This is a genomic window from Methylovulum sp. (genome assembly GCF_028687615.1).
Taxonomy (GTDB): domain Bacteria; phylum Pseudomonadota; class Gammaproteobacteria; order Methylococcales; family Methylomonadaceae; genus Methylovulum.
In genome coordinates this window covers 104488-118916 of the sequence record NZ_JAQTZU010000007.1, presented here as the reverse complement: position 1 = coordinate 118916, position 14429 = coordinate 104488, and the positions used below count along the sequence as shown (strand labels likewise).

Sequence of the window (14429 nt, the reverse complement as noted above, 5' to 3'; positions counted from 1 at the left end):
CATTACTCATTTTTAACATCAAACCGACCAGCCAAATCCGCCGCCGCGAAGCCAAAGGTCATCACCTTAACCAAATCAGACGCATCCAAATCCCCATAACTTGCCAGCAGATCATCCCGTAATGCCTCCAAGTTTTCCGCTTTATCGGCTTTGGCCTTGATCACATCCACCAAGCTTTTAATGGCGGGCGCCGCATCTGCCGCTAGTTGGTCAACTTGTGAAGAAATGGGCGTAACATCCACATTGGCATCCTGCCCCGCCTCGGCAAAATTAGCCGGACCCGGCGGATTATCCACCACCGGGGCCTCCCCATCCGCATCACCGGCCGTTGCAGTATTACCCTGGCTTGCACCCTGAAGCATTGCCGACGGCTCAGCAGCGGAGGGATTAGGCTCATACTCGCCTGTATACCGCTCATTAACGTATTTCAACGTCGGGCGATAGCCCATATCAAAAATAACCTTATCGGTCTCGGCGGCGGCTTTCAGGTCTTCGGGCGGTTCAACCTTACGCCAAACCTTAGGCGGCGGCGCGGTCGGGTCGTTATAGGCCGTCAACCAACGCGATACCGACTCATTAAACGAGCCGCAAACCAAATCCGCATCCGCCTTGACCAAATCCTCACGCACCTCGCCCGCGTTGTCCTCTCCGCCCAACTTGCCAGGCGTACTGTCCGCCGCCCCGCTATGCCCCAGCCAAACTTTAGATATCGCCGCGTTCATCCGGTCAATCAACGCCGTGTAATCGGCGGTACCGGAACGTGCCGCCTCCAGCAGTTCCACCTGCATCCCATCAGGGATACGGATGGCGCTGTCCATTTGGATGGCCATCAACGCTTGCAGCAACCGCTTTTTCTCGGTTTCCGAAGCATTGACCGGATACTTACCCAATGCGGTCGGTTGTCCGAACTTCTCCAAAAAATATAGCCAAAACTTAATGCCATTGCGCTTAAAAAATGTCGGCCAATACAGATAATGCCCAAGCCCCAAACCATGCGGTTCGTCATCGTGGTCAGCACCACAGGCAAACGCCCAAAACTTAGCAGGGGGCAAGGCTTCGCCCTTGGTCATCTCGCCAGAGGTCATCATCCGCAACTCGCCGGTCGGCAAAAAGCCAAAACGTGAACGGTTACGGACTTTGATGGCATCAATGGTTATTTCCGAACCATCCGTCGCCCAAATCACCTCGGCCACCGCATAGCCGTAGAGCAAGGCCGCCATCATCTTTTGAGTTTTATCATCCCAACAGATACGTTCCAGCACCGTCCTTAAACGGTCAGCGGCAACTTTGGCCTTGCGGGTGTTATCGGCAGGTTCTACCTTCCATTCTTTGCCGATCAACGCCAACTCGCGTTGTTGGCGGCACGTCTTTACTTGGTCATCACGGGCAATCTCTTCATAAATCTTAAAATTACCACTGCCTTTGCTCATCAATACCGAATCAGATGGCTGCATCAACAAATCTTGTGGGATAAAACCGCGCGTGATGTCGCGGCCATCGTTTGATGTGGCGATTTCGTTCAGGCTGGGCTTGGTGCCGATTGCCTCGCTATACTGTGCTTCAGGGATAACAATACCGCTGTTTAACTGGACAAATCTAGCCATCACCAACCCCTAAAATCATTGCCGCCCGACACTGAGCCATAACCTCTGTCCTCATGTAACTTGCGGACATCCTCCAAATACCGACAAGACGCCCTAGCCCCGCTAGACTCAAACTCTATTGGCACCACCTCAGACGATAATGCCCGATCCGCCAAAAACAACGCAATCGCCCCGTCGCCATGCCGTTGTATACGCTTGCCATCCTTACTTTTTTGCTGGCTTTTTTCCTTGGGCATTTTAGGGACGCCATTGATTTTCTTGATAGCGCGTAAATCATCACGGATTTGGTCATCTTGAGGGATGTCATCCAGCAAACCATCCTCAAACGCCGCTTTAAACTTAGGCATGTTCTCCAGATAAAACGTCTCAGACAATTTTACCTCTTCAATGATCGAGCCATACTTTTGCCGCGCAAATTCCGCCAAGGCCGAACCAATACCCAAGGAATCTAGTCCAGCCCCTTTAAACTTAGGCAGACGCTCACAAATGAAATTGAAAATCTGCTCTTGCTGGCGGTAGGGGCATTGCCCTAGCTCCACCCACAGCTTGCAACGGCGCACCAAATCCTTGCCTTCCTGCAAAATCGGGTACACCGTCAAATCGCCCACCCGCCCGTAGTCGCCGCCAATCGCGGTATACAAAGTCGGGTCTAGGGCTTGCAAATGCGGCAACAAGTTTTCAATACACCAATCTTTAATGGTCAGATAACGCGATTCTTCCGATTCATAAGCAAACTCAGGCTTCCAGCTATCCCGTACAATCGGGATGCCGTGCGCCATGCGCGATAAGATCAAGCCCATCGACAAATACACCCCGCCGCCTTTTGAGGGGATCAAGTCCAGCTCCTCGTCGGCATCTTCCGAGTAATAATCATAGGTTTCATCCACCCACGCATCTTCATCGGCTTGCGTCCAGACCTTGCCCATCCGCATACAAACGCGCTGGTATAAACCCTCCTTAACCGCTTCACGAAAAGGTATCCGGTGGATGCTGCCCTTACGCTTGCCTGCGCGGATTTCCTGAATGAGTTGGTTAAAGGCGTTATCGTCACCATCATGGGTGGAAATCAGCCGTACCTTGCCGCCCCAAATCAAAAAAGCCATCGCGGCTTTTATTAAGGCAGGCAGATCATCCTGAAACGCCGATTCATCACCCACCAAAACCCCTTGCCGCCCCCGCAATTTGCGAGGGCGCGAAGCCAAAGCAATAATCTTATGACCCGAATCAGGAAACCGGATAGTAAACATTTTGATGTGCTTATCCTCGGCATCTTCGGCCCATAAGCCTTCCTCAACCGCCAAGGCCGCGCGGTTGAATTGCTTGGCCCACATGCCGCAAGCATCAATGTATTCTTCGGTCATTTCCTTGTCAGTGCCGAGGTAATACACGTTTTGGCCTCCGGCTGATTTGGCAGCGGCGGCAATCAGCACATCATCCGCCGCTTCCGCCCAGGTCAAGCCCGTGCGGCGGCCTTTTTCGGCGATCTTGAAGGGCGCAGTGTCGGCAATCCAACGTTGTTGGTAAGGCAAAAGGGCGGATGGTAATTCAGACATTACCCGGCAACCCCTAAAATCTCGCTACGGATAGCGGCAACCACATCGGCGCTTACGGTGGTTTCAACCTTACTACGGACTAATAAATATGCGGTTATAGACAAGGGACATTGCCTTTATTCTGTTAGATGTGATGGAGCAGAAAGCGATCATTCGCCATGAACAAGCCAACATTGCGAAAGTTTTTTAAGATATAACGATGAGATTTATGTCCGCTATGAATTTGACTTTAATTTGTTGAAAAACTGGCGGCAGATCGAGCTTAAAATCAGAGAATTGGTTGCGTCGTTTGAGCGGGCGGCAGCCACCGAGAAACCCAACACCGTTCAGTAATTTTTCAACACCAATTAGGAGAACACCATGACAAACCCCAGCAAAAAATCCGTGCCAGGCAGCATCGAAGCTTGGCAATTTAGCACATCCACCTTTACGGCATTTTCCCAAGAGGCCAACATAATGGCATCCCCGGATGCTCCAAAGTCAATTGCGGTTTCACCCGCCCCGGCAAGCACAACGGGTCTTGCACATAATTTGTCCAATGCCGATCTGGCCCGGTTGCAGAATTTAGTAATCGTTGAGCATAACGTGGCCGAGTTTTGGCGCGTATTGGCTTACGTATTTCCATCGACACCAGCCGAAGTGGACTTGTGCGATTCCTCACATGGCGGCACATCGCGTTGTCAAAAGCCGGTACAGGCCGACGACGATGATATGGGTGTTAAATCCAAGCTCGTGCCTTTCAGTATTCTGGAGGTGATGGCCGGATTGCTCACGATAGTTTTTGGCGTGTCATTTGAGACCAGTGATTTTATTGTTGATGCCCTTGAACACTGGTGGAAACGCAATAAGGACAAGCACGGCGCTATCAAGCAACTAGTCATCAACTTGGATAACGGGCCGAACAACTCCAGCCAGCGAACCCAGTTTATGAAGCGCCTGACTGAGTTTTCCGGTTAGAATGGTTCCTTGTTGCGTGCTGGTTTACTACCCGCCGTATCACAGTAAATATAACCCTACCAAACGCTTCTATGGCTTCCCAGCCTGCCGCCCCGCTGATCACCGCGCCTATCGTCAAAATGATGATCTCAAGCAGCTGGTGCCGCTTATGCCGTTCTATACGCGGGTCTTCCAAGGTTGAAAAGGCTTCCTGTAATTAAGGCCAACGGCATATTCCCAAAATGCGTAGTATCTCATTTTAGGCCAATTTATATGCGCTTGCCATGTCACACATTTTTGAATTAAAGGCGTATTCGTAAGCTTATATTAGAATTTCAGGTTCATTTTCTTGAACAGCCCGGATGATCAATTCAATGAAAATATCCGCTGATTAGCATAAACTATCGCACAATTTTGCACTTGACCCATCACCTGACATGACACAAGCCCATTACCCTTTCCTAGACAAAAAACGCATCATCGCCGAAGCGGGATTTAACCGCTGGCTAGTCCCTCCTGCCGCCTTGGCCATCCATTTGTGTATCGGCATGGCTTACGGATTTTCGGTATTTTGGTTGCCCTTGTCGAAAGCCATCGGCATCAAAGAAAGCATCGCCTGCCCTGCTGACGTCGGTTTTTTTCAAGAATTATTCATCACCACTTGTGATTGGAAAATCTCCACCTTAGGCTGGATGTACACCTTGTTTTTCGTGTTCCTGGGTTCATCGGCGGCGGTGTGGGGAGGTTGGCTGGAGCACGTCGGCCCACGTAAAGCGGGCGTGGTCAGTGCGTTTTGCTGGTGCGGCGGCATGTTATTGTCTGCTTTGGGCATTTATCTGCACCAATTTTGGATCATGTTGCTGGGTTCCGGCGTGATTGGCGGCATGGGTTTGGGCTTGGGCTACATCTCGCCCGTGTCGACGCTGATTAAATGGTTCCCAGACCGGCGCGGCATGGCGACGGGTATGGCAATCATGGGTTTCGGTGGTGGCGCGATGATCGGCTCCCCTTTGGCGACCGAATTGATGAAATTATTTGCCAATACCGCTGATGTTGGCGTGATGCCCACGTTCATCGTCATGGCGGCGGTTTACTTTGTGTTTATGATGACAGGCGCACTCAGCTACCGCATTCCGCCGGAAAATTGGCAGCCAGCGGGTTGGACACCGACTAGCAACCCGAAAGTAAAACGCATGATTACCGAACATCACATCCACGCCAAAAATGTCTTTAAGATTAAACAGTTCTGGTTATTGTGGGGGGTGTTGTGCATGAACGTCAGCGCCGGAATCGGCGTAATCGGCATGTCCTCGCCGATGTTGCAAGAAGTGTTTGGCGGGCAATTGCTTGGCATCACAAAAACTTACAGCGAACTCGATAAAACCCAGCTCGCCGCCATTGCCGGCATCGCGGCGGGCTTTACCGCCTTGTTGAGCCTGTTCAACATCGGCGGACGTTTCGTCTGGGCGAGCTTGTCGGACAAACTGGGGCGCAAGCTCACCTTCATCGTGTTTTTTGTCATCGGTGGCTTGCTGTACCTGAGCATCCCCGAAAGCGCGGCTTCCGGCAACAAGCTGCTGTTTGTCGGTGCGTTTTGTTTGATCTTAAGCATGTACGGCGGCGGTTTCGCCACCATCCCGGCGTATCTCGCCGATTTGTTCGGCACCTTAAATGTCGGCGCAATCCACGGACGCCTGCTCACCGCGTGGGCAACTGCGGGGATTTTAGGCCCGGTGATCGTCAATTACATGCGCGAATACCAACTCAGCCTAGGTTTGCCGCGCGAGCAAATCTACAACCAAACCATGATGATTTTGGCGGGCATGTTGATGGTGGGTTTGGTTTGCAATTTATTGGTGCGTCCGGTTGCTGATAAATGGTTTATGAAAGAAGAAGAATTGCTGGCGGAGAGGATACCTGGCGATACAAAAATTCCGCTGGCAACGATGGAAGCATTGCCAGTGCAACACAAAGCCGTAAATATTATCGTGGCGGTGTTGGCCTGGGCCATCGTCATTATCCCCTTGTCTTGGGGGATTTATAAGACGGTGCTGAATGTGGGCAAGTTTTTTTCTTGAAATTGGATATTTCAAGTTCCTTCCCCGTATTTCGCTATCGCTGCATACGGGCTACTTTGCTTTGAATTGACGGCAAAACAACAGGCACAAAAAAGGCAGCCCAAGCTGCCTTTTTTCGTAAACGGGATAAACAAGCGTTTACAGTTTTTCTTTAATACGCGCCGCCTTACCAGTCAAATTACGCAGGTAGTACAGTTTGGCGCGGCGCACATCACCACGGCGTTTAACGATAATTTCGCTGATCATAGGGCTGTGGGTTTGGAAAACACGCTCAACACCGGTGCCGTGGGAAATTTTTCTGACGGTGAATGCAGAGTTCAAACCACGATTACGTTTTGCAATCACGATGCCTTCAAACGCCTGGATACGTTCACGCTCGCCTTCTTTTACTTTTACTTGCACTACAACCGTGTCACCTGAGTTAAATTCAGGGATTTGTTTTAATTGCAGGGCTTCCAATTCATCAATAATATTGCTCATCACTACACCTATTTAATTCAATTCGACTATAAATTCTTTTAGCAGCTTTTCCTGGTCTGCATCTAAATTATTGTTTTTTAATAAATCTGGCCGTCTTTGCCAGGTTCTTCCCAGAGATTGCTTCAGACGCCAACGGGCTATGTCCGCATGGTTTCCGCCCATTAACACCTCGGGTACGGCACGGCCATTAATCTGTTCAGGCCGCGTGTAATGCGGGCAATCCAACAGTCCTGCCATATAGGAATCTTGTTCTGCCGAATCGGCATCGCCGAGCACACCCGGCAACAAACGGGTGATGGCATCAATCACTATCAACGCGGCAAGTTCACCGCCGCTGATGACATAATCGCCTAGCGACCATTCTTCGTCACAATCCAGTTCGACAAAGCGTTCGTCCATACCTTCATAACGACCCGCCACCAATACCAATTGCGAAAGCTGGCTGGCATCCTTGAGCAAAGCTTGCGTAATGGGTTTGCCTTGCGGACTTAAACAAACCACTTTGCTGTTGCCAACAGGGGCTTGCTTGGCATCCATAACGGCATCATGCAAGGGTTGGTATTTCATGACCATCCCTGGCCCGCCGCCGTAGGGACGGTCATCGACGGTTTTATGTCGGTCATGGGTGTAATCCCTTGGGTTCCACACCGACAAACTGACGATGCCCCGTTCGATGGCACGGCCTGTTACGCCGTAATTTGCCGCCGCCGTAACCATTTCAGGAAATAAGGTGACAATATCAAATCGTGTCAGCACCATCAAAAATCAGGATCCCAATCGACGATCATTTTTTGGCTTGGCAAGTCAATACGGATAATTGTTTGGCCTTGTAAAAACGGTATGGCCCGATCACGCTCGCCTTTGACGATGACCACATCATTGGCCCCCGTTTCGAGCAGGTTTTCGACGTTGCCTAGCGGTATCCCTTCGACGGTTTCGACAGTTAAGCCAATTAAATCCGACCAGTAATATTCATCTTCGGCTGTTTTAGGCAGTTGCCCGAACCTTATGAAAATAGTCCAACCCATCAGGGCTGCAGCCTGATCCCTGTCATTTATTCCGTCAAGCCTGGCAACCACCGCCCCACCTTGCAAAGCACCTTCAAGAACATTAACTGTCTTCGTCTCGTCGGCTTTTTTTAGCAGCCAAGGCGCGTATCTAAGGATATTTTCGCGCTTATCGGTATAAGAAAAAACTTTTACCCAGCCTTTTATACCAAAAACGCCGGAAATTTCGCCGACGTTGATCAGTTCTTTATCTGGCAAACGGATTAGGCAGCCGCTTTAGCTGCGTCTTTAATCAATTTTGCAACGCGGTCAGAAGGTTGTGCACCATTTGATTGCCAGTAAGCAACACGCTCACTGTCTAAACGTAATCTTTCTTCATTGCCACGCGCCAATGGGTTAAAAAAACCGAGACGTTCAATATAACGACCGTCACGCGAACTGCGGCTATCGGTTACAACGACGTGGTAAAAAGGGCGGTTTTTTGCACCACCTCTTGAAAGACGAATGGTTACCATCTAATTTCCTCGAAAAAACTTTCAGTAATTGTTAATCCGTCTATTCTACGCGATTTTATTGATAAGTGAAGAGAAATTAGCATTTATTATGATTCAATCAAACTGTTTGCCAGCTTTTCTTGCATTATTGCATTGCTTGTTAAGCCACGCACTATAGCTTAATTTGCCGGATTTTCATTTTTAGTGCTTTGCATCATCCACTTTTGCAATGCTTTGTCCATGCCCATTATGTTGGACTATTTTTTCAAACGCTTTTACCAAGGACTGGACATAAGGTTCGAGGGAATGATTCTCCATAAAATAACGGTGCGCTTCAGCTCCGATAGACTCTCTAATTTCCGGCTTACTGCAAATCCCGATAGCAGAGCGTATCTCTTCCACAGAATCAGGCCCGACAAAATAACAGGTCTTTAAATGCTCGCCGTACTCCATTGTTGTTGCTGTCCTGGTGATGATAGCCAACTTGCCCAATGCCATTGCATTAAGCAGTACCATTTGACCCGATGACAGGTTGTCATTATTAAGTATCAGCAGCACCATATCCGCTCCGGCAAGCTCTTCTACATACTTGTCCCCGTAGCAATTACGAAGAATGGTGACGTTGGCAGGACAATCCAGCCCCTGTAACGGGTGGCTGGAATCACAAATTATATGCAGTTCTACAGGCAACCCCCGCACAGCGTCGCAAAGTAAATGATAATCCCGCCCTGAACGGCCCGCAGAAACCACATAACCAGGCCCGCCTTCATTTTTAGCCACCCAATCCTTAGGCACATCAAAATTGCCGCCAAACAGAGTTGCCACGAACAGCGTTTTTTTCAATCGAAACAGTTTCGGTAAATAGTCGCTCTCATATTTTGAGTAGCATATCACCGCTGTTATTTGTGCCAGTAGGATACGAAAATATAACCACCTGATTTTGGTCAACAATAAGGATTTCCTTGGGGTATAAATGAAACCAAGGAAAATGATGGGGATTTTTATGCCGGAAAAAAACTGTGCCAGTAAACAACCTATAACCTCAATGTCTGTGCCTACACAAATATAATCAGGTAACGGGCCTTGCTTTATCCGTGCCATCCAACTGTTAAATGCGTAGCAAGCCAACCAAGGTATTTTTGCCAACAACTGGATGCCATAGTGATATCTACCAAATCCAGAAGCGGCGCCGCAATCGAATGTGGCATCAGGAAGCGTTTCCCTTAAAAAATTAACCAGAGGCCAATCATATTGTGCGGAAGGGAAGATAAAATGGATTTTCATTTTGAATATATTGGTTATATTAAATTGTCCGGATGACGGCCTTATCCTCCACAATTGGCTGTCCTTAAAAACCAGCGGCTTGCGTACCATTCCTTAAATTAGGAAACTACCTTTTCATATTCTTTGCATTGCCTTTAAGTCCGCGCATCATATTCGCCATGTTGCCGCTTTTCATTTTCTTCATGACTTTTTGCATCATCAAATGCTGCTTCAAGATCCGGTTGACATCCTGCAATTCCTGTCCACAGCCTGCGGCAATGCGTTTTTTGCGGTTGCCCTTGATCAGATCGGGAAAGCGGCGTTCCTTCATGGTCATGGAATTGATCACGGCAATCTGCCGCGCCAGCATTTTGTCATTCATTTTTTCTTTGATTTCTTGCGGCACTTTGTTCATGCCCGGCATCTTTTCCATCATCGAACCAATGCCGCCCATGCTTTGCATTTGCACGAGCTGCTCGCGCAAGTCTTCCATGTCAAAGCCCTTGCCTTTTTGCATTTTTTTGGCAAATTTTTCGGCTTTTTCCTTATCGACTTTTTTCTCGATTTCCTCAATCAAGCCGAGGATGTCGCCCATACCCAAAATACGCGAGGCGATACGGTCAGGATAAAACGGCTCCAGAGCAGAAGTCTTTTCGCCGACACCGATAAATTTGATGGGCTTGCCCGTGATATGGCGGATAGACAAGGCGGCCCCGCCACGCGCATCGCCGTCCGCTTTGGTCAGGATCACGCCCGTCAATGGCAGCGCGTCATTAAAAGCCTTGGCAGTGACCGCCGCATCTTGCCCGGTCATGCTATCGACAACGAACAGGGTTTCAATGGGATTGATCGCCGCATGCAGGGCTTTGATCTCTACCATCATCTCATCATCGACATGCAAACGGCCTGCGGTGTCGATGATAATGACATCCAAAAATTTTCTCTTCGCCGCGTCTATGGCGTTTTTGGCAATATCGACGGGATTTTGGGAAATGTCGCTAGGGAAAAAATCCAAGGACAAATCATGCGCCAAGGTTTCCAATTGCTTGATCGCCGCCGGGCGGTAGACATCGACACTGACCACGCCGACTTTTTTCTTTTGGGTTTCTTTCAACCAGCGGCCCAGTTTGGCAACCGTCGTCGTCTTACCTGCACCTTGCAAACCCGCCAACAGGATGATTGCGGGCGGTACAGCTTTAAGGTTGAGACCTTCATTGGCATCCCCCATGACCTTGACCAATTCGGCCTGCACCAACTTGATCATGGCCTGGCCTGGTGTCAAACTGGACTGCACATCCTGGCCTAATGCACCAATTTTTACCCGTTCAATAAAATCAGTGACAACAGGCAACGCGACATCCGCCTCCAACAACGCCATACGCACTTCACGCAAGGATTCTTTAATGTTGTCTTCGGTCAGGCGACCCTGGCCTTTTAATTTTTTAAGTGTGTCGCTTAAGCGGTCGGTTAAATTATCAAACATATCGGCTAATTTTTATTCTGATGTTGGCAAGGTGCGTCCGCTGGCATAAATGCGCTAGGACTATTTAACCTGTTATATTAACATAGCCATTGATGGCTTTGCACTTTGCCGTCATAGCCTGACTATTCCCGCTTACACCATCCTGAGTTCGTCGCCTTTAAACTAAGCCAATGATTTCCATCGCCCTCGCCACTATTGCCATTTTTTCTTACATGGTAAGCACGTTGTCAATTATTAGGCATATCCGCGAAAATACCTTACCCCGCACCCTCATTTATCTGGCTTGGACGGCGGTTTTTGCACATATCGCCTTTATCGCCACGGCATTCCATCAGCACCAAGCTTTCAGTTTCAATTTTTTTAGCACCGCATCGCTGGTTGCGATGATTGTCGCCTTATTGCTGCTTATCGCAGCACTCAACAAACCCGTTGAAAAACTCGGCGTTGTATTATTCCCCATCGCCGCGATCATGCTGGGCCTGGAAAGCAATTTTTCCGAACCCACCCAGCCTTTATCAAACCACAGTTGGGCAATGACCGCGCACATACTCACGTCGATTATTGCCTTTAGCCTGTTAAATATCGCCGCCCTGCAAGCCCTGTTGCTGTATTTGCAAGACCAGCAACTGAAAAGCCATCCGCCGAAACGCTTCATCCAATCGCTACCATCGTTGCAGGCGATGGAATCGTTGCTGTTCCAGATGATAGCCGCCGGGGTGTTTTTCCTGAGCTTTTCGCTGATCAGTGGTTTTGCGTTTATTGAAGATTTATTCGCGCAGCATTTGGTGCATAAAACCGTGCTGTCCCTGCTGGCATGGCTGATTTTTTCGAGTTTGTTAATAGGCAGGAAACGCTATGGCTGGCGTGGTAAAACCGCAATACAGTGGACTATCTGCGGGTTTGTTTTGCTTTTATTGGCTTATTTTGGCAGCAAGTTGGTGTTGGAGCTGATCCTGCACCGTTCATAACGGCGAATTACGCTCTTCTGCTTCAACCAAGCGCACCCGCTGGGTCACGCCACAGACCAGCGTATAGGGTATGGTGTCCGCACACAAGGCAATCTCTTCCACTGCCAAACCGTCACCCCACAAAGTCACCGCATCGCCCGGTTTGGCATCAGGCTGGCTTGCCAGATCAACGGTGATCATATCCATAGACACCCGTCCAATCAGCGGCACACGCTGGCCGTTGACCAGCACCGGAGTACCCGGCTTGGCGTAACGTGGATAACCATCTCCGTAACCAATAGCCACCACGCCCAAAGTCGTATCTTGCGGACAAACCCAACTACAGCCATAACCGACCGTACCACCTTTCGCCAAGGGTTTGACGGCGATCAAGCGCGAATGCAAGCCCATGACGTGCTTCAATCCCAACTCCGCACCGGTGCTGCCAGGAAATGGTGAAATACCGTAGAGCATCACGCCAGGGCGCACCCAATCCGCCAACGCCGCTTGCCAACCCAAAATGCCTGCGGAATTGGCAATGCTACGCTCACCTTGCGACATCCCCAGGGTTTGATTAAACAAATTGATTTGTTTAATCGTCATGTCATCCTGCATATCATCAGCGTTCGCCAAATGGGTCATCAGGTTGACGGGCTGTTTGACTAATACACAACGGCTTAAGCGTTGATAAATGCCTGGAAATTCGTTGGCGTGAAACCCCAAGCGGTTCATGCCCGTATCCAGTTTCAGCCACACGGCGATTTGCGTCCGCCCAGTGTGCTGCTCCAGCAAATCCAATTGGCTTGCCGTGTGCACCACGGCATCTAGCTGGTAGTGCAACAAATCATCCAGTTCTTCAATGCAAGTGAAGCCTTCCAGCACGGCAACCCGATTTTGCAGGCCCGCTTTGCGCAAACGGATGCCTTCCTGCACCCGCGCCACGGCAAAGGCATCAACGTGGGATAAAGTTTCAGCGACCCGCAACAGGCCATGACCATAGCCATTGGCCTTGATGACCGCCATAATGTTGGCGTCCGGTGCGCATTCGCGGACTTTTTGGAGATTATGTTGCAACGCGTTTAAATCAAGCACGGCATACGCGGCTGGGGTCATTCGTAATCCTCCGCACCGTAACCGTGTCCGGCAAAATTTTCAAAACGAGTGTATTGGCCTAAAAAGGTCAGCCTGACCGTCCCCAACGGACCGTTACGCTGTTTGCCGATAATAATTTCGGCAATGCCTTTATCGGGGCTGTCTTCGTTATAAACTTCATCACGGTAAACAAACACGATCAAGTCGGCATCTTGCTCAATCGCGCCGGATTCGCGCAAATCGGACATGACCGGGCGTTTATTGGGGCGTTGCTCCAGATTCCGGTTAAGCTGCGATAAGGCAATGACCGGCACGTTCAATTCTTTCGCCAAAGCCTTTAAGCCACGGGAAATGTCGGAGATTTGCTGGACACGGTTCTCGCCACTGGAAGGTGATTGCATCAATTGCAAATAATCCAGCACGATCAAGCCGAGCTGCCCGTGTTCGCGGGTCAAACGGCGCGCCCTAGAACGCACTTCGGTAGGTGTCAATGCCGGCGTATCATCGATGAACAATTTGGTTTCCGCCAGCATATTGATCGCCGAGGTCAATCTGGGCCATTCGTCATCTTCCAACTTACCCGTACGCACCTTATGCTGGTCAATACGCCCCAAAGACGACATCATCCGCATCGCCAACGCATCACCCGGCATTTCCATACTGAACACGGCGACGGGCTTGTCACCCTTGATGGCGATATTTTCCGCCATGTTCATCGCGATGGTGGTTTTACCCATCGACGGCCTACCCGCAACGATAATCAAATCAGCGGGCTGCAAACCCGATGTCAATTGGTCAAAATCCGAGAATCCGGTCGCCGCCCCGGTAATATTGCCATCCTGCTCAAACAGCGTCTCAATGCGGTCAACCGCCCTGGCAAGCAAAGTTTTAATCGGTACAAAGCCACCTTGCCCACGCTGTTTTTGCTCGGCGATTTTAAACACCTCGCGTTCGGCACTTTCCAGCAAATCGGCAGTTTCGCGCCCTTCGGGATTAAACGCCGAGTCGGCGATACCCGTGCCGACATGGATTAACTGGCGCAATACCGAGCGGTCGCGGACGATATTGGCGTAGGTGACAATGTTTGCCGCACTGGGGGTGTTTTTCGCCAACCAACCCAAATACGCCAAACCGCCGGTGTCTTCCAACTCCCCGACCGCCGCCAGGGCTTCGGAAATGGTGATAATATCAAAAGGTGATTGTTTTTCGGCAAGTTGCGCGATCACTTTAAAAATCAAGCGATGGTCACGACGATAAAAATCCGTTTCCAACACCTTATCGGCGACCGAATCCCAGGTTTGGTTATCCAGCATCAAACCACCTAAAACCGCCTGCTCGGCCTGTATGGAATTGGGCGGGACTTTTAGCGCGTCCAAGGCGTCATCGCTATCGTACATATAGTTATTGGACATGATATTGATATTTAGCTTCTGTGGAATTTAAACGATCTGCACAAATCTAGGCGGCACGATAATCTAATTTTCAGTGTCGA

At 49.8% G+C, this 14429-nt stretch carries 13 protein-coding genes and 1 pseudogene; 3 read left to right on the top strand and 11 right to left on the bottom strand.

Annotated elements, in window-relative coordinates:
* Window positions 1-2: 2 nt before the first annotated feature.
* Both PHH59_RS06010 and PHH59_RS06005 read right to left on the bottom strand, forming a co-directional pair.
* Window positions 3-1604, bottom strand: coding sequence for a DUF935 family protein (locus PHH59_RS06010; protein WP_300012716.1), 1602 nt, complete (start codon window positions 1602-1604; stop codon window positions 3-5).
* Window positions 1604-3157, bottom strand: coding sequence for a hypothetical protein (locus PHH59_RS06005; RefSeq protein ID WP_300012713.1), 1554 nt, complete (start codon window positions 3155-3157; stop codon window positions 1604-1606). Before PHH59_RS06005 ends, PHH59_RS06010 begins: the two co-directional genes overlap by 1 nt.
* Before the next feature lie 360 nt (window positions 3158-3517).
* Here PHH59_RS06005 and PHH59_RS06000 point away from each other — a divergent pair, with 360 nt between their 5' ends.
* Window positions 3518-4114 (top strand): hypothetical protein, encoded by a 597-nt coding sequence (locus tag PHH59_RS06000; RefSeq protein WP_300012710.1) that lies wholly within the window; start codon window positions 3518-3520, stop codon window positions 4112-4114.
* 58 nt (window positions 4115-4172) lie between these two features.
* Here PHH59_RS06000 and PHH59_RS05995 read toward each other — a convergent pair.
* A pseudogene (locus PHH59_RS05995) lies at window positions 4173-4310 on the bottom strand (transposase family protein); the annotation flags it as partial.
* 220 nt (window positions 4311-4530) lie between these two features.
* Here PHH59_RS05995 and PHH59_RS05990 point away from each other — a divergent pair.
* Complete coding sequence (locus PHH59_RS05990; RefSeq protein ID WP_300012707.1) at window positions 4531-6171, top strand: OFA family MFS transporter; 1641 nt, start codon at window positions 4531-4533, stop codon at window positions 6169-6171.
* 138 nt (window positions 6172-6309) lie between these two features.
* Here PHH59_RS05990 and rplS read toward each other — a convergent pair whose 3' ends face one another.
* From rplS to ffh, 6 genes are all read right to left on the bottom strand, one after another.
* Entirely contained in the window at window positions 6310-6654 is a 345-nt protein-coding gene (gene rplS / locus PHH59_RS05985; protein WP_300012705.1) for a 50S ribosomal protein L19, read from the bottom strand.
* Between the two features lie 9 nt (window positions 6655-6663).
* Window positions 6664-7410, bottom strand: coding sequence for a tRNA (guanosine(37)-N1)-methyltransferase TrmD (gene trmD, locus PHH59_RS05980; RefSeq protein WP_300012821.1), 747 nt, complete (start codon window positions 7408-7410; stop codon window positions 6664-6666).
* Window positions 7410-7916: a ribosome maturation factor RimM gene (gene rimM / locus PHH59_RS05975; RefSeq protein ID WP_300012702.1), complete on the bottom strand. Its 507-nt coding sequence runs from the start codon at window positions 7914-7916 to the stop codon at window positions 7410-7412. Before rimM ends, trmD begins: the two co-directional genes overlap by 1 nt.
* A 5-nt stretch (window positions 7917-7921) precedes the next feature.
* Window positions 7922-8173 carry a 30S ribosomal protein S16 gene (gene rpsP, locus PHH59_RS05970; RefSeq protein ID WP_300012699.1) on the bottom strand — a complete coding sequence of 84 codons (252 nt, stop codon included), beginning with the start codon at window positions 8171-8173 and terminating at the stop codon, window positions 7922-7924.
* A 180-nt stretch (window positions 8174-8353) separates the two neighbouring features.
* On the bottom strand, window positions 8354-9436 hold the full coding sequence (locus tag PHH59_RS05965; protein WP_300012696.1) for a glycosyltransferase: 1083 nt from the start codon (window positions 9434-9436) through the stop codon (window positions 8354-8356).
* A gap of 106 nt (window positions 9437-9542) precedes the next feature.
* Entirely contained in the window at window positions 9543-10898 is a 1356-nt protein-coding gene (gene ffh, locus PHH59_RS05960; protein WP_300012694.1) for a signal recognition particle protein, read from the bottom strand.
* 170 nt (window positions 10899-11068) lie between these two features.
* Between ffh and ccsA the strand changes: the two genes are divergently transcribed.
* The gene (gene ccsA / locus PHH59_RS05955; protein ID WP_300012691.1) at window positions 11069-11866 is read left to right on the top strand and encodes a cytochrome c biogenesis protein CcsA; all 798 of its coding nucleotides are present in this window, start codon (window positions 11069-11071) and stop codon (window positions 11864-11866) included.
* Here ccsA and alr read toward each other — a convergent pair.
* Both alr and dnaB read right to left on the bottom strand, forming a co-directional pair.
* Entirely contained in the window at window positions 11861-12958 is a 1098-nt protein-coding gene (gene alr, locus PHH59_RS05950) for an alanine racemase (RefSeq protein WP_300012688.1), read from the bottom strand. The genes ccsA and alr overlap by 6 nt on opposite strands.
* The gene (gene dnaB / locus PHH59_RS05945; RefSeq protein WP_300012685.1) at window positions 12955-14349 is read right to left on the bottom strand and encodes a replicative DNA helicase; all 1395 of its coding nucleotides are present in this window, start codon (window positions 14347-14349) and stop codon (window positions 12955-12957) included. Before dnaB ends, alr begins: the two co-directional genes overlap by 4 nt.
* Window positions 14350-14429 lie beyond the last annotated feature (80 nt).